This is a genomic window from Nitrosomonas sp. Nm84, assembly GCF_003201565.1.
Classification (GTDB): domain Bacteria; phylum Pseudomonadota; class Gammaproteobacteria; order Burkholderiales; family Nitrosomonadaceae; genus Nitrosomonas.
Window position 1 is genome coordinate 1 of record NZ_QJJP01000014.1, and the last position, 21029, is coordinate 21029.

17 protein-coding genes are annotated in these 21029 nt (G+C 46.2%); 11 read left to right on the forward strand and 6 right to left on the reverse strand.

The features are described 5' to 3' along the window. Positions 1-185: 185 nt before the first annotated feature. Positions 186-1220, reverse strand: a complete 1035-nt coding sequence (locus tag C8R34_RS16975) for a PEP-CTERM sorting domain-containing protein (protein WP_110339821.1) — start codon at positions 1218-1220, stop codon at positions 186-188. A 439-nt stretch (positions 1221-1659) separates the two neighbouring features. Between C8R34_RS16975 and C8R34_RS08565 the strand changes: the two genes are divergently transcribed. The 4 genes from C8R34_RS08565 (at position 1660) to C8R34_RS17360 (ending at position 4668) form a co-directional block, all read left to right on the forward strand. Then, positions 1660-3192: a tyrosinase family protein gene (locus C8R34_RS08565; protein WP_110339823.1), complete on the forward strand. Its 1533-nt coding sequence runs from the start codon at positions 1660-1662 to the stop codon at positions 3190-3192. A gap of 335 nt (positions 3193-3527) precedes the next feature. Then, positions 3528-3872: a hypothetical protein gene (locus tag C8R34_RS08570; RefSeq protein WP_110339825.1), complete on the forward strand. Its 345-nt coding sequence runs from the start codon at positions 3528-3530 to the stop codon at positions 3870-3872. A gap of 51 nt (positions 3873-3923) precedes the next feature. Further along, complete coding sequence (locus C8R34_RS08575; RefSeq protein WP_110339827.1) at positions 3924-4184, forward strand: hypothetical protein; 261 nt, start codon at positions 3924-3926, stop codon at positions 4182-4184. Positions 4185-4443: 259 nt separating this feature from the next. Further along, complete coding sequence (locus C8R34_RS17360) at positions 4444-4668, forward strand: PEP-CTERM sorting domain-containing protein (RefSeq protein WP_165872545.1); 225 nt, start codon at positions 4444-4446, stop codon at positions 4666-4668. Between the two features lie 87 nt (positions 4669-4755). Here C8R34_RS17360 and C8R34_RS08585 read toward each other — a convergent pair whose 3' ends face one another. Together C8R34_RS08585 and C8R34_RS08590 are read right to left on the reverse strand one after the other, a co-directional pair. Continuing rightward, positions 4756-5355, reverse strand: a complete 600-nt coding sequence (locus C8R34_RS08585; protein ID WP_110339831.1) for a histidine phosphatase family protein — start codon at positions 5353-5355, stop codon at positions 4756-4758. Positions 5356-5519: 164 nt separating this feature from the next. Beyond that, the gene (locus C8R34_RS08590) at positions 5520-6341 is read right to left on the reverse strand and encodes a TRAP transporter TatT component family protein (protein ID WP_258364431.1); all 822 of its coding nucleotides are present in this window, start codon (positions 6339-6341) and stop codon (positions 5520-5522) included. 285 nt (positions 6342-6626) lie between these two features. On the opposite strand from C8R34_RS08590, the gene mfd reads away from it, so the two are divergent. Together mfd and C8R34_RS08600 are read left to right on the forward strand one after the other, a co-directional pair. After that, positions 6627-10091 carry a transcription-repair coupling factor gene (mfd, locus tag C8R34_RS08595; RefSeq protein WP_110339947.1) on the forward strand — a complete coding sequence of 1155 codons (3465 nt, stop codon included), beginning with the start codon at positions 6627-6629 and terminating at the stop codon, positions 10089-10091. A 335-nt stretch (positions 10092-10426) separates the two neighbouring features. Then, the gene (locus C8R34_RS08600) at positions 10427-11845 is read left to right on the forward strand and encodes a mannan-binding lectin (RefSeq protein ID WP_110339835.1); all 1419 of its coding nucleotides are present in this window, start codon (positions 10427-10429) and stop codon (positions 11843-11845) included. Between the two features lie 130 nt (positions 11846-11975). On the opposite strand, the gene C8R34_RS08605 is transcribed toward C8R34_RS08600, so the two are convergent. Next, positions 11976-13154, reverse strand: coding sequence for a M20 aminoacylase family protein (locus C8R34_RS08605; RefSeq protein ID WP_258364432.1), 1179 nt, complete (start codon positions 13152-13154; stop codon positions 11976-11978). Between the two features lie 146 nt (positions 13155-13300). Between C8R34_RS08605 and yaaA the strand changes: the two genes are divergently transcribed. From yaaA to phoU, 5 genes are all read left to right on the forward strand, one after another. Further along, positions 13301-14080: a peroxide stress protein YaaA gene (yaaA, locus tag C8R34_RS08610; protein WP_110339837.1), complete on the forward strand. Its 780-nt coding sequence runs from the start codon at positions 13301-13303 to the stop codon at positions 14078-14080. 48 nt (positions 14081-14128) lie between these two features. Further along, positions 14129-14494, forward strand: coding sequence for a nuclear transport factor 2 family protein (locus tag C8R34_RS08615; RefSeq protein WP_110339839.1), 366 nt, complete (start codon positions 14129-14131; stop codon positions 14492-14494). A gap of 44 nt (positions 14495-14538) precedes the next feature. Beyond that, a complete protein-coding gene (locus C8R34_RS08620; protein ID WP_110339841.1) occupies positions 14539-15651 on the forward strand; it encodes a molecular chaperone DnaJ in 1113 nt (370 codons plus the stop codon). A gap of 192 nt (positions 15652-15843) precedes the next feature. Continuing rightward, a complete protein-coding gene (rpiA, locus tag C8R34_RS08625; RefSeq protein WP_181415487.1) occupies positions 15844-16503 on the forward strand; it encodes a ribose-5-phosphate isomerase RpiA in 660 nt (219 codons plus the stop codon). Positions 16504-16564: 61 nt separating this feature from the next. After that, entirely contained in the window at positions 16565-17272 is a 708-nt protein-coding gene (gene phoU, locus C8R34_RS08630) for a phosphate signaling complex protein PhoU (RefSeq protein ID WP_110339843.1), read from the forward strand. A 58-nt stretch (positions 17273-17330) separates the two neighbouring features. On the opposite strand, the gene C8R34_RS08635 is transcribed toward phoU, so the two are convergent. Both C8R34_RS08635 and C8R34_RS08640 read right to left on the reverse strand, forming a co-directional pair. After that, positions 17331-17906 (reverse strand): GspH/FimT family pseudopilin, encoded by a 576-nt coding sequence (locus C8R34_RS08635; protein ID WP_110339845.1) that lies wholly within the window; start codon positions 17904-17906, stop codon positions 17331-17333. Positions 17907-17916: 10 nt separating this feature from the next. After that, positions 17917-21024, reverse strand: coding sequence for a pilus assembly protein (locus tag C8R34_RS08640; protein WP_110339847.1), 3108 nt, complete (start codon positions 21022-21024; stop codon positions 17917-17919). Positions 21025-21029 lie beyond the last annotated feature (5 nt).

Below are 21029 nucleotides of genomic sequence, written 5' to 3' on the forward strand. Positions count from 1 at the left end.
AACTTCACTTTTTGCCAGTGGCATGCGTGACAAATGCCTTTTAGAAATTTTTCTCTGTGGATACAGCAAAATTTTCGAGGTTGTGCAGAAGTCTTTTCAATCATTAAGTAAGATACTCAGCTAATAAAGCCTACTAAGATGAACTATACGTGGTGATTTAAACGGTCCATGGATTTCTACAACGATTAGTGTTCAAGGTCATATTGTCTACGATGTATTGTAAATCCAATTAAGCCTAAACCGGCAAGTAACATGATATAAATTTCCGGCTCGGGCACTGGCGGAGGAGTTGTGGGTGTCGATATAACATCACTAATTTGCAATGAACCAGTAAAGAATAGACCAAACACATTATCGTCCAAACTAGGGTTGTGGGTTAATAAATCAACGAAAGCATCACCTGCCTGTAGAAAAGGGGTGGAATTTACATCATTTCCTTCAGCGAGGTTGTATAGTTCATCGTCGTAACTGGCACCATGCAACAATGGATTTAACGGATTGATAGAATTATCACCTATACCGCCCGCTGTAATTAAGGCGCCATTTGAATCCTCAAACCCTCCGTCATCATTACCTCCAGCGGCACGGGTCAAGTGTCGAGCATCAGTGGAACTGGTTGTTACATCAATAGTGGTGTACTGATCATCCCCAAAACTGAAACTACCTGCTACTGACATGACAGCATCACCGCTGACATATGGTGCAGCAAGCTCCATGTGAATATTCTCACCTGTTGTTGATAGCCCTCCGTCTAAAATGACGCCAGTTTTGCCTATGGTACTGTCGTTCTGATAAGCCACTACTAGTACTTCACCATCGGTAAATTCATTTTCAGATATTGACCAGTTTTGTATTCCTCCAGCGCTTGATTCAATCGCTGATTTCATGAAACTCGTAACATCGTATATTCTTGTTTCCGCAATGTTGCTTGAAGACAGCAAAGATCCCGATGCGCTCGACAAGAAAGTGCCATTTAACGTGACATCCCCAGCTATACCGCTATCCCAAGCATTTGTACTATAAAGATAAGCTCCAAGCACTGTAGATCCGGGAGCTATATCAGTTTGTAAAAACCCACTGTTGGATATTTCGCTACCCCAAGCATCAATTGACAGAGCGGCATCCACAAAGGAAGCTCGTAGCGACATATTAGCAGATGCCGGGATACTCAAAGATATACCAACCATACCAACAGCGATTGCAAGCAATTTGTTTTTCATGAAATACTCCCAATTTATATAAGTTGATGAGCCTATAACCCTGACGACGACTGAGAAACACAATGAAAAACAAATATTTCTCAAATCTGATTTTGATACTACCATTTTCTCTACCGTGAGCCTACTTCAGCATCGCATTCTAAAGGAAGAAAATAGAAATCCGATCGCGGAACCTAGGCTCCATCGCGGCATTGACAATCCCAAAGCATTGTGCTTAAGTTCATGCGTGAGGGGAGTAGGCCTCTGCTTCGATCATCACTCGAATTTTGTAAACTGGCGCGACCTCAAACGTTTCGGTCGGGTCACAAGTCCATACCGGCTTTAGGTTACAACTTACCAATCCACCAACGCAACGGGGAGAACCAAGAGACCATTCTTCATGCAATTCTGGCATAAACGGTGCAAATCAATTTCAAAATAAAATTCTCAGGAGAAAAAGATGACATCGAAATCTAAAGTATCTCGCCGTGAAGCGCTGATTAATCTTGCAAAAATAAGCGCTGGTTTTTCCTTGTTAGGCTTGTTCAGAAACACAGCGCTGGCGCAAACTCCTGCAGACTATCCCACCGACTGCGCCCCTCCCACACCCAAAGGCGCAGCAACACCGTTTATTCCCGGCAAAATTGCCGTGCTACATCGAAAAAGCGCCTTCCAATTAAGCACGGAAGAAATTGCCAGCCTGACTTTGGGATTTCAGAAATTACGAGATATGACTATATCTGACCCAAGTAATCCGCTCGGCTGGCTGCTGCAAAGCTATGTGCATTGCTGGTATTGTGGCGGCGGGACCGACGGTAAAGCAGGTGAGGAAATTCACGGCAGCTGGTGGTTTTTACCGTGGCATCGCTGCTATTTGTATTTTCTGGAGCGCACATTGTCCAAGCTAGCCAATGATCCCAACTTGCGTTTGCCTTATTGGGACTGGAGCACACAAAGCAAAGCCACGCAGACCTTACCAGGCATTTACGACAACAGCAGCAGCTCACTCTATGATGCATTGCGCGGCGCCTCTACTGGCGACGTTATACCACCAGATTTTGTTGGTCCGAGAGCAATGTCAATTGTTCTAAACTCAAGCGATTTCAGCATGTTTGGCGGCGTCGACGCAACCAAAAACGGTGGTCAAGCTGGACAACTGGAGCGCATACCCCACAACAACGTCCATAACTGGACTGGCACCGACGGCAATACCGCTCCCAACTACGGATCAGATATGGGAGTATTGGCAACCGCTGCGCGCGATCCGATTTTTTTCTGCCATCATGCTAATGTTGATCGTATGTGGCCAAGTTGGCTGGCAGTTAGCAGCGACCATACCAATCCAACCGACAGTAGCTGGTTAAATCACAGTTGGACTTTTTATGATGAAAATGGGGTCTGGACTTCGATTAAAGTTAGCGATGTGGTAGACAGCAGAAACCTAGGGTACGACTACGACAGCTTGGCTACAGTACCAACAAAAAGTAGCAAAAAAGTCAGTCAAGCAATCGCTACTTCACCAATACCAGAGCCATTGATCGCCGCACCCAAGCAAGTGCGTACACTGAAAAATGACCCAGTAACTCATCAGGTGGCGTTGCCGCAAATCCATAAAACATCGCTGATGGCACTATCTGCTGGCGCTGGAGCGAGATACCTATTAGTTATAGACGGGGTAGTGATTGCGCCAGATCGAAGCGTCAGCGCCAAAGTATATGTTAACTATCCAAAAGCAGACGCTACCACCACCACAGAAATCCCCAATTTTGTTGGCTTAATTTCCAGCGTCGCCAAAGTTAGAAAGGGCGCAGATCGCGCCGGACAGGATCACAAACCGCAACGTCAAGTATTCGAGATCGACCCCGAATTGGCTGCCATCATAGCGCACGACAACGAAGTAAAAATTACCATTGTGCCTATCGACAGTCATAGCAAAAAACCAAAAACAATGGAATTTAACTACGGAGAAATCAGCATACAACCACTGAAATAAATTTATTGATGCAGCGCCTTCTCTATACTCAGGCGTTGATTGGAACAAACCACGGTTTTTTAACATTGAAGCTGTGATTATTTTTACCCAGTTGGTTACTAGAAGTATAGAAAGGACGCTCGCTACTCTAAACGGCATCAAAGTACCAAAGTAGTGGTGTAACCCACTGAATCAGAGAAGAGTGCCCGAAATGTAGATTACGACAATGGGTGTCGATTTGGCAAAAGACGTGTCTTGGATTAATGAAATAAGTCGGGCAATTATTAAGCAAAATTGCTCAGTATCTGTAATAATTTGACTATGAAAATAGTTTTTGTAAGGATAAGGATAAGCATATGGCTATTAAAAATTATTCAGATTTGCAAACTGCGCTTAACACCTTCGTTGCTAACGCGGAAGTCGCTTCTGATTTAGCGCCTCACCAAGCCTTTTGGAACGACTTGAGCTACCAGCAATTTATTACTGGGGATGTTCCAGGTATGAGCGGGTTTAAAATCTTGATCGTAGGTAACGCCGCTCAATCGAATATCATTATGGCCCTATCGGGCACTCAAAATGGTCCGTTCGATCCATCAACCGGCACCATCGGTCAAATGCCGCAGCCATCACCTCCCTATCCGGATCAGCAAAGTTTAATTGATGATATTGCTGAGTGGATTAACGCAGGTTGTCCAAATTAGTTCTTTGACCAAAAGTAAATGAGCTGGCGCAAATAATTAAAGGAAACAATCATGAAAAAGGGAATAAAAATCATAATTGCAGCCGTACTTTGCATTCCAGTAGCGGCAAATGCAGATTGGTCAATCACCCAATTACTAGATAACAGCAAGTATCGGGCTAGCGATAGTCTCGCAATCGACATCAATGATTCTGGCCAAATATTAATTTCTTCTAACGAAACATATCTCACCGGCGCCAACGGAGCAGGAATAAAAGAATTAGGTACTGATCTATTTGCAACTCACATAAATGATTCAGGGCAAATAGCTTGATTGTTTAATTTCAATCCGGATCAATATACCCCACATGTATTCCTCACAGGACCTAATGGCAATGGTTTAAAAGATTTAGGTACCTTTGGCGGAACCTACAATGTTGATGTGAGGGGGCTGAGTAATTCCGGTCAATTGATAGTGGAATCTCTTGCTTGTTCCGATTGCGATAAACATAACTTCATTACTGACGCCAATGGCGTTGGATTAATTGAAATAATAAGTCCATCGGGAGATCGGCTGGACAGACTTGTATGTTGTGGATATAAACAATCATGGTCAGATTATCGGAACCGGTGATCATGGAGATATACGGAATACTGCTTTCTTGCTTTCATATACACCCGATACAATTTTTGATCCTCAGCCAATATTTATTCCCGGACCTCCACCTCCGCCGCCGATTCCTGAGCCTACAACTTGGTTAATGCTGCTGGTCGGGTTGGAGTTGATCGGTTTTATGCGAGTAAAGAAAAACACTTAGTTTGATTAGAACCATCAATTATCACTGGTACGGTGCTGCGCCAGCAGATAAAGGAATTCCGAGATATCGCATAAACATGGCCGTGACTCAACCGGACAGCTTCCCATTCAACGATTCCAATACGCCGCCGGTTGCTGTATGGCGAATGCGGGTGATTCCGCCATTACTGATTTTGATGCGATACAGACCAACTGAGGGGGCTTGGATTGTTTCTGCAATCAATGCACGCATCACACCGGCATGTGCAACGATCAAAAAATGGCTTCCGCGATAGCGTTCGATAGCTTCTTGATACGCAGAGCTGACGCGCTGGATAAAATCATCGAGCGGTTCTGCGCCTTGCGGTCGACAATTCATCGGATCTTGCAAAAAAGCTTGATATTCATTCGCCCGACCTATTTTGATGGCATCGTGACTCTGGCCCTCCCAAGAACCAAAACCCACTTCCTTAAAACGCGGCTCAACGGTGACATCAATGCCGTGGCGTTCACCCAATGCGTGCGCAAATGCCTGGCAGCGTTGCAGCGGCGAGGTGATGATGTGGTTCCATGCATGATACTCGCCAACGGCATTCCACATTTGCAACCATCCCTTTTCGGTAAGCGGATCGTCGACGCTGTGACCGCGATAACGACGTCCGCCAGCGGGTTCGCCGTGGCGGATTAAATCAATCACAGTTTCTGTCATATAAAAATTCGGAAGATTGAATTTGAGAGTGCTAGTTTAGCTGATCTAACCGGTATGAACAGTGAAATAAGTCAAAAAATCGATTGATTAAAATGAACAAAGAATCCAAATAGCAGATGCAAAATTTCGATTAAGGTACTTTCTGATGACTATTTAAAACACAACTAAAAGCGTCCCAATTTCACTTGTGAACCACCGGTTTTCTCGATCACAGCCAACGCTATGTTGACATATTCCGCGTACTCCAGCGCATCTTCATCGGCGATTGGCGTTGCCAAAACAAAGTCCGCATGCTTGCGCGCTTCGTCTCTCTTGCCCTCGTCGTACAACAATTCAGCGTAAAAAGCGCGGGTGATGACATCGCGGGGGAAGAGCTCATGCGCCCGTTTAAGGTGCATCAGCGCTTTCTGGTTACTGCCAAAACTGATCGGAAATCCCGGCAGTTTGTGATACATGCGACCCAGCGCGCGATGCGCACCGGCATTTTCATATTTTTCATCCAGCGCAACGACTTTCAACAACATCTTTTCCATGGGCCGCAGCATTCTCAGCGCATTCACTATACCGCTATCTTCGGCCATTTTTCCCATCGCCGCCGCTCTCCAGAACAGTCCACGCACATCATTGGCATTCAGAACCAGCGCCTGATCGGCAATGGCAATGCATTTTTCGAACTGTTGAACGCGGCGATTTTTGTCGAGTTCGAGCTGCGCCTGCATGAACTCCAGACGGGAAAGCTCGGCGATGGCGGCTGATTCCCGTGAATGTCGCGTCAACTCGCGAAACCAGTCGATGGTTTCCATCAGCAGCGGCGTATCAATGGCATACCGCCACACCGCCAGTTCAATTTTCTGCTTGTTCTCCGGCGTCAGCAAAGTTGCTGAAGCACTTTGCGCAAAAACCGGTACTGTGAAACAAGCAGCTGCAATCGCCCAGCAGGCAGATAAGCTCATTCTTCGCCCTAGTTGCTGTATATTCAATTTCATGAAAGTGCTCATACTCAATCCATTCAACAAACTAATTCTCGGTTTAATATTCTACGATAAATACAGTCTTTTTAAGACAATCATCGTTAAAATACTGTGATTTAACGCACATTCAAACCATAAAAAGCATAGCAGCGCAATGCATTCCAATGATTATAAGTGTGAACCAAGATTTTCATACACACAAAAGACGGCATAAAACTAGCCTATAATGTGCGGTTTTGAATCACACCCAGTCTCGCAATGCATCATTGTCCGGCACTGCAAGATGGATATGCTTATAACATGCAACAATCGCACACTCTGCCCACACCCGGTACCGTAGCCCGTTACGCTGATTTTGATGGCTCCAGCGACGCGCTGTTTCTCGCGCAACTGGCGCAACAGGCAAAACCCGTCACCATCATCACCGCGAATGCGCTCGATGCGCAAAGACTGCTGGAAGAAATTCCCTACTTTGCCCCCGAGCTCAAAACTCATCTATTACCAGATTGGGAAACGCTGCCCTACGATACTTTCTCGCCGCACCATGATCTGGTTTCGGACCGACTCGCGGCGTTATATCAGGTCATGAATGGTGCGTGTGATGTGCTGATTGCACCGCTAACCACCGCGTTGTATCGCATGCTGCCGCGCGAATATCTCGCGGCGCACACGTTCTTCCTTAAACAAGGTGAAGTGTTGGACTTGGCGGGGTTGCGCAGCCAACTGACATTGGCGGGCTACTCGCATGTCACGCAGGTTTTTTCGCCGGGTGAATACAGCGTGCGCGGCGGTTTGATCGATTTGTTCCCGATGGGCAGCCCACTGCCGTATCGCATCGATTTGATGGACAACGAAATCGACACCATCCGCACATTCGACGTGGATACGCAGCGCAGCATTTATCCGGTCAAAGAAATCCGTCTGCTGCCGGCACGCGAATTTCCGCTGGATGAAGCCGGACGCACCTGTTTCCGCGGTAATTTCCGCGAGAAATTCGAAGGCGACCCCTCCAAAAAACAGATCTACAAAGATATCAGCAAAGGTTTGACGCCCGCCGGTATCGAATATTATCTGCCATTATTTTTTGAACACACTGCAACGCTGTTTGATTATTTACCGGAAAACACGTTGCTCTGCCTGCATCAGGATGTCCGTCCGATCATCGACGAATTCTGGTGCGATACCCAATCACGTTATCAACTGTTGCGCGCTGATATCGAGCGGCCGTTGCTGCCACCCAATGATTTGTTCCTATCCAGCGATGTTTTTTTCGGTCATCTAAAACCGTATGCGCGCATTGAAATTCTGTCCAATGGGCAGGATCTCAAGCTGGCCGCCAACAAATCAACCAGCCCGCTGCCGTCTGTGCAGGTCAATCGGCATGCGGAAAATCCGCTGGAAAAACTGGTTGCATTTGTCACGCAGTTTTCGCAAGCCGGTGGACGTGTTGTGCTGCTGGCGGAAAGCATGGGACGGCGCGAATTGATCGCTGAATACCTGAATCAATATGATTTGCACCCGGATAGTTGCCAGGATTACGCGCAATTTCTGAACAGTTCCCAACATTTCATGCTCAGCGTTGCGCCGCTGCACACGGGTTTTATTCTGGCGCAGCAACAACTGGCTTTTGTCACCGAGGGCGAACTGTATGCGACGCATGTCCATGGACGGCGTGAACGCGAATCGCGCAAGACCACATCGACCGACAACATTCTGCGCGACCTGTCGGAAATCAAGCCGGGCGATCCGGTGGTGCATGAGCAGCATGGCATCGGCCGCTACCTCGGTTTAGTCAGTATGGATGTAGGTGAAGGCGAACCCGGTGAGTTGAGCGAATTTTTATCGCTGGAATACGAAGGCGGCGACAAATTGTACGTGCCGGTTTCGCAGCTTTATCTGATCGGCCGCTACAGCGGCGCTGCACCGGAATCCGCGCCATTGCACAAGCTGGGCAGCAGCCAATGGGATAAAGCCAAACGCAAAGCCATGCAGCAGGTGCGCGACACAGCGGCGGAACTGCTGAATCTGTACGCACAGCGTGCCGCCCGCGAAGGCCATACCTTTGCACTCAGGCAGCATGATTACGATGCTTTCGCCGAAGGATTCGGTTTTGAAGAAACCGCTGATCAGGCAGCGGCAATCAAGGCGGTGATTGCCGATTTGACATCCGGGAAACCCATGGATCGCCTGATATGCGGCGATGTCGGATTCGGCAAAACCGAAGTAGCCTTACGCGCCGCTTTTATTGCGGTGGCCGATGGCAAGCAAGTAGCGGTGTTGGTTCCCACCACGTTGTTGGCTGAACAGCATTTCCAGAATTTCTCCGACCGCTTTAGCCTGATTGCCGACCAATGGCCGGTCAAAATTGCTGAATTGTCGCGTTTCCGCTCCGCCAAGGAGCAAACGCAGGCGCTAGCCGGCCTGGCCAAAGGCGAAATCGACATCATCATCGGCACGCACAAGCTGATTCAGAAAGATGTCCATTTCAAGAATCTGGGCTTGGTCATCATTGACGAAGAACATCGTTTTGGCGTGCGGCAAAAGGAACAGCTCAAAAAACTGCGCGCCGAAGTGGATGTGCTGACGCTCACCGCCACGCCGATTCCGCGCACTCTGGCAATGTCGCTGGAAGGTTTGCGCGATTTCTCCATCATTGCCACCGCACCGCAACGCCGCCTGGCCATCCGCACCTTCGTCAGCAGTTTTTCGCTGGGCATCATTCGCGAAGCCTGTTTGCGCGAGCTGAAACGCGGCGGGCAGATTTACTTCCTGCACAATGAAGTCAACACGATTCAGTTAATGTACGAAAAGCTCACCGGACTGCTGCCGGAAGCGCGCATCAATATCGCCCACGGACAAATGCCGGAGCGCGAACTGGAGCATGTCATGCGGGATTTTTACCAGCAGCGTTTTAATATTCTGTTATGCACCACCATCATTGAAACCGGTATCGACATTCCCAGCGCAAATACGATCATCATGAACAACGCGCATAAATTCGGCTTGGCGCAATTGCACCAGTTGCGTGGCCGGGTAGGACGTTCGCATCATCAGGCTTACGCGTATCTGCTCACACCGCCTGAAGAAGCGCTTGGCGCACAAGCCAAAAAACGCCTGGAAGCAATTCAGGCGATGGAAGAACTCGGTTCCGGGTTTTATCTTGCCATGCACGACCTGGAAATCCGCGGTGCCGGCGCGGTGCTGAGCGAATCGCAAAGCGGGGAAATGCAGGAAGTCGGCTTCAGCCTGTACAGCGCCATGCTGGATTCTGCCATCCAATCCTTAAAACAAGGCAAAGAACCCGATATGCAGCACCCATTGGGCGTCGCCACCGAAATCAACCTGCATGTGCCGGCGTTATTACCCGAAGATTATTGCCACGACATCCACGAACGCTTGGTGCTGTACAAGCGCATGGCCAATTGCAACGATGACGAACAACTCGACGACATGCAACGCGAACTGATCGACCGCTTTGGCCTGTTGCCGAATCCGGCACGCGCATTGCTCGATTGCCACCGCCTGCGCATTGCCGCCAAACCGCTCGGCATCACCCGCATCGACGCCAGCACGGAAAGCATTCTGATTCAATTTATCCCCAATCCACCGGTGAACCCGGCGGAAATCATCAAACTGATTCAAAGCAGCCGTGAATACTCACTCTTCGGCCAGGATCGGCTGAAAGTTCAAGTGCAGATTGCAGATGTTAACAAGCGTGTGATGCGGGTTAAGGAGTTGATTCAGAGATTGAGTATCAGTAATTGAGATACCCATATTCCTATTGCTGCAGCGAGGATAAACGGCTATTCGGACTGGTGTTTACACAAAATGATGCTTACACAAAAATTAAATATTAGTATCATCAATTACTTATGTGATTGACACTCCATCGGATTTTCCGTATCTTCTTCTCCTGTGAAAAGTACATTTATTTTTCTCGTACTCAAAAATCTCAATAATAAATTTTCTTCTCTCATTATCAAGGAGGTCAGTTCTATAACAGCCTAGATTCAAAGCTTTTCTTTTATTTCATTACTAAATGAATAATATTAACCTCATTTATTCTTATACCTAGAATAAAGAAATGAAAAGGATTTGATATGAAAAACCAGCTAAAACTAATCACGTTATTCTCTTTGACCATCCTTTCACTTATTGGCTTGCCAATACATGCCAAAACAGAAGCTTATGAATGTGCAGCTGACAAAACATGGTTTACAAACCCTAGTATGCCGACCGAAGTAAAAAAAAGTGCGCCAGATGGACAATCCAATTTCTGTGATTTTTATCAGTTTTCCTGGCAGGCTTTCATATACTTAATGTCTCCAAGCGGCAAAGATAGCTCACAAAGAAATTTCCAAGTAACTTCAAATTATCCTATTCTAGAGGTTAGCAAAGATAAGAAACCCGTTAATTCGTGCGACGACACCATTACTGAAAATACATTCTTCATAAGTCTGGATAAAGCGCATGGCTTGCCGGAACGCATCCATCAAGCTGGAGACTCAGCCACAATCTATGATCAACAGGGCGATGTTGTCTACTACGATGTCAAATTCAGTAGAAATATGTGCAATGTCGCTGATATTAAAACCAGAAACAATTTTCCCTCCGGCACAACCGAGATGAAAACCGCCTGGAAGGTTCTGAAGGATGGAGAAAAAGATAATTACTTCACCATCGTTACCGATATAGGCACTCAGAAAAATGTTACCTTGGGCATGATTGGCTATCACCTGGCCATTGCAACCACAGATCACCCCGAGTTCGTGTGGGCGACCTTTGAACAAAAAAATAATGCACCCGATTGTACCAATCCTCAAACCACTCCCGTAAAAGGTTGGTCTTTTACCAGTAACCAATGCGCCGATCTTTTAAAAAAGAACTCAGTGCTTCCGTTGGAATGTAACTTTAATACTGCCCAATCAAGTACATCAATTAAGGGAAAGCCTACAGAAATTTGCCGCGTATATCCCTATGGCACTGATCAGGCCGATCCCAATGCACCCGAAAATTTAGGCACTCTCACCAGCCTTAATACCAATGTAGCGGCTTTACTCACTGGTGACATGGCTGTTTTCAAGAATTACTTTAATGTCGGAGCGTTGTGGGTAAGTGACATCAAAGAAGGCTCCACAATCAGCAATCAGCGTGGTTCTTTGCGCTTGGCAAATACAGTGGCAGAAACGACATTCCAGAATGTCGATCTTAATCCTAAAACTAATCAAGGTTTCATTTCCAACTGCTTTGGGTGTCATGGCTTTGAAGGAACTGGCTTAACTACAAACAAAAACACCACTTCAGGCGGTCTAAGTCATATTTTTGATGACATAGCAGCCGGCGTGGGAGAATGTCTGGACGTCCAAGCAGGACCGATAATGGATAATTCAAAAGCAAAAGCTATTTGTGGTGGAACTTCGGGTGCCTGCGAAAACAGTTCCAACATACTGAAATGGAATGGGCAATGGACAACCACCGTTCCTGGAAAAATGTCTGTTTGTGGTTGCTGCGGTTCTTGATGAAAAAATTCCTTCAGGCTGACTACTCGGCCGCAAGCAACTGAGTTTACGCCAGCCTGATTGACCTCCGGTCAAACGGAATTTTTATTATCGACTTTGACTCGGGAGCAAGCTCCCGAGATTTCTTCCGTTAAACAGGCAACTCGTTCTCCACCAACTTGACCCAATAAGCTGCACCCAGCGCCAAAATCTCATCATTAAAATCATAATTGGGATTATGCAATAGACAGCCACCTTCCGAACTGCCATTGCCGATCCAGATATAGCAGCCCGGCTTTTGTTGCAGCATAAAAGCAAAGTCCTCGGCACCCAAGCTGGGGATCGGTGTTGTGTCAACGCCGCTAGTGCCGGCAACAGCAGTTGCCGCCCGGATCGCGCTGGCAGTTTCATCCGGACTGTTGACAGTGACCGGATAGCCGGGGTTTTCAGGATTAAAGCGAATGTCGGCGTTGATCCTGAAACCGTGCGCGACGCTCTGAACAAGATGGCTAATGCCTTGTTCCAGTTGCGCGCGGACGGAATTTTTGAAGCTGCGAAACGTACCTCGTATCACGGCGGAATCCGGCAGCGCATTCCAGGTGTTGCCGCCGTGAATTTGGGTGATGCTGACCACAGCGGCATCGGTGGGGTCGATCTGTCGGCTAACGATGGTTTGTAATTGGGTGATCAAATGCGCCGCAGCGACCAGCACATCGTTACCCAAATGCGGCATCGCGGCATGGGTGGCTTGACCGCTGAGATTGATTTCAAAACAATCAAACGAGGCCATCATAGGCCCGGTTTTAACCGCGAAATGACCGGCTGGAATATCTGGGAAATTATGCATGCCGAAAACCCGTTGCGCCGGGAATTGTTCAAACAGGCCTTCGCTGATCATTTGATGAGCGCCCGCCCGGCATTCTTCCGCCGGCTGAAAAATGAAATAAACAGTCCCGTCAAAACGACCATGATTGGCAAGATAATGGGCTGCTCCGAGCAACATGGCGCAGTGTCCATCGTGACCGCAGGCATGCATTTTCCCGCTGTTGCAGGATGCATGCTCAAACCGGTTTTGCTCTTGGATATATAGCGCATCCATATCGGCACGCAGGGCAATGCTGTTGGTACTGTTACCGCGACGCAAAATCCCGACAATGCCGGTTCTGGCCAAACCTTGATGCACTTCGATACCGATTTGTTGCAGTTGCTCAGCAATCAAGCGGGCTGTTGCGGTTTCTTCAAAAGCGGTTTCCGGATATTGGTGTATTTGCCTACGCCAGCGGTGCATGTCGGCCTGTAGCACCTGAATTTCTGGGATAATGTTCATCATCAGTCAGCGAGTTATTGGTATCGAACAGCCAGCATACATCATAAAACCCGGGGCTCAAATATGGATCAAGGCTATTTGCTCGATCACCAACGATCCTTGTTCAGAGAGTAAATCTGATAGTATTTTTTATTTCAGGATGAAACCACATGATTATTGTTATTTCACCGGCCAAAACGTTGGACTTTGAAACGCCGCCCATCACGCATGAATATACGCAGCCCGGTTTTCTCGACGATTCCGCCGAACTGATCGACGAGCTCCGGAAACTGGAACCGGATCAAGTCGGCAAGCTGATGTCGATCAGCCCCAAACTGGCGGTTCTGAATTCCAATCGCTATTTCACCTGGGAACGCCCGTTCACGCTCAAAAATGCCAAACAGGCAGTGCTCGCTTTCAAAGGGGATGTCTATATGGGTCTGGATGCAGATACGCTCACTGCGACAGAATTGGCTTTTGCGCAGGATCATCTGCGCATTCTGTCCGGATTGTATGGTGTATTACGCCCATTAGACCTGATGCAGGCTTACCGGCTGGAAATGGGTACCCAATTTAAGAATCCGCGTGGCAATAATCTGTATGAATTCTGGGGGGAGAAAATCACCCAGGCGCTTAATCAGGACCTGCAGAAGCAGAAATCAGACATCCTGATCAACCTGGCTTCCATTGAATATTTCCAATCTGTTCAACCGAACAAATTAAACGCACGCATCATTACACCGATTTTCAAAGACGAGAAAAACGGTATCTACAAAATCATCAGTTTCTTCGCCAAGAAAGCCCGTGGCTTGATGAGCCGCTACATTATTCAAAACAAAATTACGAACCCAGAAGGCATCCAGCGCTTTGATGTCGTAGGTTATCAGTTTAGTGAAAACGATAGTGGCAAAAATGAATGGATTTTCACCCGTGCGGAATCCAAATCCTGATTCTTCCCGTTCAATCACTTGATAAATCGCCTTTGACAGCATAATCCAATGAATAAACAAGATCCGACTCAATGGGCAAAAAACTATGTAGCCCTGTCCAACGACCACAATCTTCTACACATCAAACCTTTATTCACCGCCGACGCCACCTACCATTCCGCCTACTTCGGCGAGTACAAAGGCAGTGACGCCATTCATACCATGATGGTCGGCTTCTTCAACCGTTTCCCGGATGCTCATTGGGAAGTCACGGAATATCGCGAGATTGAAGATAATGGCGTGGAATTCGCGTTTACCATGACCGGCGCAGATGCTTCTTCCGGAGAGCGGGTGCAACGGCGCGGACTGGAGCGTATTTACTTTACTTCGAATGGACTGATCCGGCATATTGCGGTTTGCAAGCCGGATGGGTAGTTTATACTTATTAAATGACCATTTATTGTAAGAATTAACTAGGTATGCCACATCTTAAAGTCAAAGTTGTCCGTATTGAGGAAAGCCAACAACATGCTTGTCTTTCCCCTGCACAGAAAAAATTCAATGGCTTAATTCAGAAGATTGATGCTCAGAAGAAACTACTGGCCACATGGCAAGAAACGATCCCCCAATATCAGCAGAAAATTGCCAGCAAACTGATGCCGCTACACGATACATTCCGCGATCATCAAGCCGAGATGGTGATGCTGCTGGATACTTTGTATACAACCCAGAAATTCGCCCATAACCAGCAGGACAAAATTGCACATTTGATCACCACCATCAGTGAGACGCTGATCAGCCAACACGGACGTGACGATTTGAAGCCGCTTTATGACTATTACAGTGGGCAGAATTATGATGATGCAGCATTGGAAAACAGTGAGATGACTCATGAATTATTGAAATCCATGTTCGAACAGAAATTCGGCGTCGAATTGGATGATGAGGAATTTGATTTTTCCGACTTTGAAGGAACATCAGCACGTTTGGCGGAGAAAATGCAGGAGCAGGAACAGCGCACTCGTGAATCCCGCTCCAAACGTAAAAAATTCGCCAAGCAATTGGCAGAGGAAGCGCGTAAACAGGAAGAAGATGCTATCGTCAGCAAATCGATTCAGGCGGTTTACCGACAACTAGTGGCGACACTGCATCCAGACCGCGAACTTGATCCCGCAGAGCGCGAACGTAAAACTGAATTAATGCAGAAAGTAACGGTAGCCTATGGAAAAAGAGATCTGTTACAACTTTTGGAATTACAACTGAACGTTGAACAAATTGACCAGAATAAAATTAACAACATTGCCGACGATCGTCTGAAGCATTACAACACCATTTTGCAAAATCAATTGGAAGAACTTCAGCAAGAAGTGATGCAAATGGAATTGAGTATCAAAAGGATGACCGGGCTTGCACCCTATGAACACCTATCGCCTAAGCGGTTGTTTGTTCTATTAAATGAAGACATTCGCAGACTGCAAAATCAAATCAGCCGTATCCAGCATGACTTAATGCTATTCAACGATGTGAAGCAATTCAAATCGTGGCTCAAAAGCTACCGGATTCCTGCACCTGAGTTTGATCCGTTTTTCTGATAAATCTATGCAAAAATTACATTTTAATCCGATCTGTTTAACATTCATCTTGATAGCTTACCGCAATATTCTTGTACATTTCTTCTCAAGCCCTTCAGATTTTATATGCGGTAATCAGAAGCATTGTTTAAATTAGCAGATAACGCTATCCTGATAAGCACTATTAATTTTTGTCAAAAAAGAAAGGCCATAATGACACAAGACGAACAAAAACGCGCAGTCGCAACGGCTGCAATCCAGCATATTCCGTTTGATTGTATTGTTGGGGTAGGCACAGGTTCTACCGCAAATTATTTCATCGATGAGCTGGCTAAAATCAAGCATAAAATTGAAGGCGCAGTCGCGAGTTCCGATGCAACTGCACAACGCCTCAAAAGTCATGGGATTGAAGTATTTGATCTCAACAATGTCATTGATCTGCCTGTATATGTCGATGGTGCGGATGAGATTACCGAACACTTGCACATGATCAAAGGCGGCGGCGGTGCATTAACTCGGGAAAAAATTGTCGCAGCAGTTGCACGAAAATTCATTTGTATTACCGATCAGAGCAAGCTAGTGAATATTCTTGGCAATTTCCCATTGCCTGTTGAGGTCATTCCAATGGCACGCAGTTATGTTGCGCGAGAGATTGTGTTGCTGGGAGGGCATCCGGCTTTACGTCAAGGTTTCGTTACCGATAATGGTAATGTCATTCTGGATGTACATGGTTTACAGATCATGAATCCAGTTGAGCTGGAAGCAAAACTTAATCAGATCACAGGTGTTGTAACGAGTGGCCTTTTTGCTCGGCGCTCAGCCGACATGTTGCTACTAGGCACTGATAATGACGTAAAGACAGTTACTCTCTGATTTATGAAATAGCTAAAGAACACCGGCACATAACATACTTTCACTCATAAAAAGGCAAACCATGGCTAACAAAGAACATATTTCCAAGCAGTTTGATGCTGATCTTGAAGAAGTGCGTACTCGTGTTTTGCAGATGGGTGGCTTTGTTGAAGAACAAATCGAATATGCCATTGAGGCTTTAACCACTGGTAATGAAGAACTGATCGATCAGGTCATCACACGTGACCACCGCGTCAATGCGATGGAAGTTTCTATTGATGAAATCTGTAATCAGATTATTGCGCGCCGGCAGCCAACGGCAAGCGACTTACGTTTGATCATGATGGTTATCAAAACTATCACTGATTTGGAGCGCATCGGTGACGAAGCTGCAAAAATTGCAAGAATGGCAAAGCTAATCTATGCGTCAGATCGTATGCACATACCACGCTTTAATGAAATTAAGCACGTAGCGAGTATCGCTATGGATATGCTGCACAAAGCGCTGGATTCCTTTGCTCGATTAGATTTGAACGCAGCGGCACAAATTGTGCGGCAGGATGAATTTGTCGATGAAGAATTTCGCTCTATCTTGCGCCAATTAATTACATTCATGATGGAAGATCCAAGAAAAATCTCCACCTGCCTGGAAATTGTATTTGTCGCCAAAGCAATTGAGCGCATTGGAGATCACGCAAAGAACATGTCTGAATACGTTGTTTACATGGTAAAAGGCAAAGATGTGCGGCATGTTACGGCTGATCAGATTGAACAGGAAATCAGAGAATAAACTGATTACCTCCGGACTTACCCACAGACTTGCCACCTTATCAAGTAGGATAGTCAGATCATGAACAAGTTGTGATTTTGGCGATACGTGCCCTGCCACTACTACCTAATATGATATTGCGCCCATTACCAGCTGCTGCGGGTGCAGCGGGACAGATGGTAATCGTACCGGATTGGAATCCGCCACTGGCAAGCTTCGGAATCCCTTGCCCATCATAAGAAACATAATCACTGACATTACCATTCCCAGAAAAACTAAAACCCATTGGCAGCGCAGGTGCTGTAGTAATTACTTGTTCACCGCTACCGACACTTGCGCTATTATCCTGATCAACGAATACAACCCAGCCCTGACTCCAATCGCCTGAACTGGCACATGCCGAGCCATCCGAACTTTTGCAAATCGCAACGCGCACATTACGTTTTATGGCTTCTGATCTAGCCAATGACATATGTGCGAACAGTGTGTTGGTATAACTATTTAAACGAGTATTTGCAGTAAATTGACTAAAGGACGGCACGCCTACAGACAGTAGAATGGAAAATACCGATAGTGCGACCAGCAGTTCGATTAATGTTACCCCGTGGCAACTTCGGATGCTTCTGTCGATATTTATTATTTTCAGTTTAATCATTTCGCATTACTTACTGTTGAAGATACCAGTAAGCTCGGCTCTTATAATGAGCGGGAGTAACAATAGGAGAAGGTGATGTACCTTCTAGAGGAGAATCGGGACTTGACCCAATCACAAACGGTACAGTGATATTCTGACCAGTCGTAGGATGCGTTATTGTCACCATTCCAGCTACAGGTGATGGCGGCAACCCTCCTCCTGCTATCGGTACATATCTTGTAGTACCGACAGATCGACCATTCATAAACCCTAGGTTATAAACTCGCGCCAATCCCAGATTCGATCCGCAAACACTTGGATCAGTGGGTACCGGTGTATGTGTGCTAAAGGTAACAATACCGAGTACTGCGATTGCTGATGTCACCACTTGCTCTTTATCATGTGTGGTTCCAGCTGCACCGAACGGCATGTACCATCCTTTTTTTGCCTCTAATTGTGCATCTGTCGGCAAAATCGTACTATCTGGATCTATTGCAAGTAATGAGCTGATACATGCCAACGCTAACGATTGGCAATTACCTGTTTCTGACGACCACCAAGTTGCGTCAGATGGCTTATCTTTAATCATAAAAAATGCATTGTCGACACTGGTTGTGGTCGTATGGCTTAACAACGGATGTTCACGATCACCTGAGCCAATCAAGATAACGTTATAACTGGGTGTCACAACTACTTCAGGAGAAAACATAAACTTACGATTCGCCACACCACCAGGGCAACTCGTTGTACTGCATCCCAGTGATGCAATTTTCATTATTGTCCAACTGGAAGGTGCGGAAGAACCAATTGTAATACGATAAACATTGCCACCCGTATCGGCTGCATAGGCATATTCTGCCAGCCCAGTGATATTGTTGGATACAACAGTTACATCCCCAACAACACTACGGTCAGTAGATAATGTGGTGAGTAACGTACCACTATTAGCGTCCAGCACAAAAATTTTGTTTCCTTTAGGCGCAGTACAAGTGTTCAGATCACTTGAACCGCTTCCGTCCTCACAGGTATCATATCCACCGCCAAAAATAAGCATCGGCAAAGGTGTTGATCCAGAGACATAGCCCGATGATTTCAAGCTAACAGCTGCCGACCAGGTTTGTCCGATGCTACTCAAACTTGCTAAAGTACATCCTGTATCATTGATTAAATTTGGGCAGCCTTGGCGCCATTTTAAACTTGGGCTAGTGGGGGTGCTGACATCAAAAGCATAAATCATGCGCCCGCCACGTCGTTGTGTAGCATAAACCCAGACTGTACTGTTACTTTTATAAGCTGTGATACGCCCATCAACGAAATAGGGTTTGGCTGTTGAATCACCTACACTTGGTAACGTGATAGCTGGGCTATTATCATAAATACGTTTAAATTGTCCATAGTGCTCCGGGGCAACAAATGACCATAGTTCACTACCCGCGGTATAAGTACCGATGCTACTCGACTGATTACCATTGATTGCGTGTAGCATGCCATCACTGGCACCATAAAACACTACCACACCTGTACTCCCGCCATAATCAACCGCTACCGGCCGAGAATGCACAATATCCCCATGCACAGACGGTCTCATCTCGGCAATATTGCCATTCGCATTCTCATCTTTTATATCTTTACCACGTACCCAATTGATTACATTAGTACGTTCGGTACTATTAGCCACACCCAGTAGAGATTGTGTAATCGAAGTATTAGCATCATCAAAATTCGTTAATCCAGTACAACTGGCCGGATCGCAGGTTTTAACAGTACGTGAAGTAGAATTAATTGCACGTAACAGATAGCCCGCCGCACCTTTTTCCACAATATCAGCATCTGGTGTATTGGATTGTTCGGAATTGGCAATCGCCGTACAAGAACCTTGTGGCGCAAATGACCAATAGTTATCCAGATTAGCTGTACCGGGTGTCCAGAAGCTTCGAGCGCATTGTGTAATAAATCCAGTATTTTTATTAATCGCCAGAGCACTATCAGCATCTGCTAGGTTTAACTCGATTTTATTGTTCGTCAAACTTGGTTTAAATTGATATTGTTTGAGATTTCCTGCCCAGCGAGGATTGGCGTTGGCATCTGGGCGAAACATACCAACAAATATTTGATTGAGATACGTACCCTGCGTGTTAACACTAACAGGGAGACTTGCAGAAGAAAATACACTATTCACGGCTAATATTTCAGCAAATATCTGATTCAACGCATCTGCAATTTGAGATCCACTATTAACTGAAGAATTTACTGAGAAATACTTGCCTTTACCTTGGTTCGCCATGCTTTTTAGTAATGCAGTAAATCCAAGACCTTGTCCGGTTGTAATTGGATCCACATCAATAGTGTAAGTTATTATTTTGGTTGAAGCGGTCCTTGCCATGAAGCGCGCCCACTCATCACCTGCTCCGGATTGTGAACCACTAGGCGAAAGTGCAATCTGTGCGGTATTTCCTCCAGCAGCTGACAATTTTGAATTGGCTGTCGAAGTATCAGCACTGTTATCCTGCACAGCACCGTTGCTGATATAAATAACAAAATTCTTCTGACAACCCGAGCTCACCGGATTCTCATAACCACTATCACTGGCTGATGACAAAGCATTTCCACTTAACGCATAAACCGCCTTAGATGCTGAAGTCCCTGTTGTATTATCGGTATAATCCCGTTTAGCCTTGTTATGTCCTGCGTATGCACTGGCACCAGAAAAATAGTAGTAGGCTTCAGCCATAGTCAAACCCAGCTTACCACCATTTGATTTATCTCCGACTTTATCCAAACTATTTACCAAGTTCTGGTAAAGCGATTTATTAGTATTATCCATCAGTCGTATTGCGGCACGCACATAGCCACCATCTGGATTGCTATTACCCGACCCTGTTTCAGTGAACATCATCAAGCCAACTCGAAACTTGTCAACCTTCAGACCACTGAGTACCGTGGCAAGCGCGTTAACCTCATTGGTAAATGCAGTATTCCAATTTGCCGTATTATCTAATACGATCAGTATATTAGGGATGTCTGTAGAATTAGGCGGTGTAACCCCAGTAAACAGATCAATATCTTCCGCTACAGAAGCTGTGCTGATAATCGCCAGGATTACAGCACTCAGCAAATACTTTTTAAATGACGTTAGCATTGATT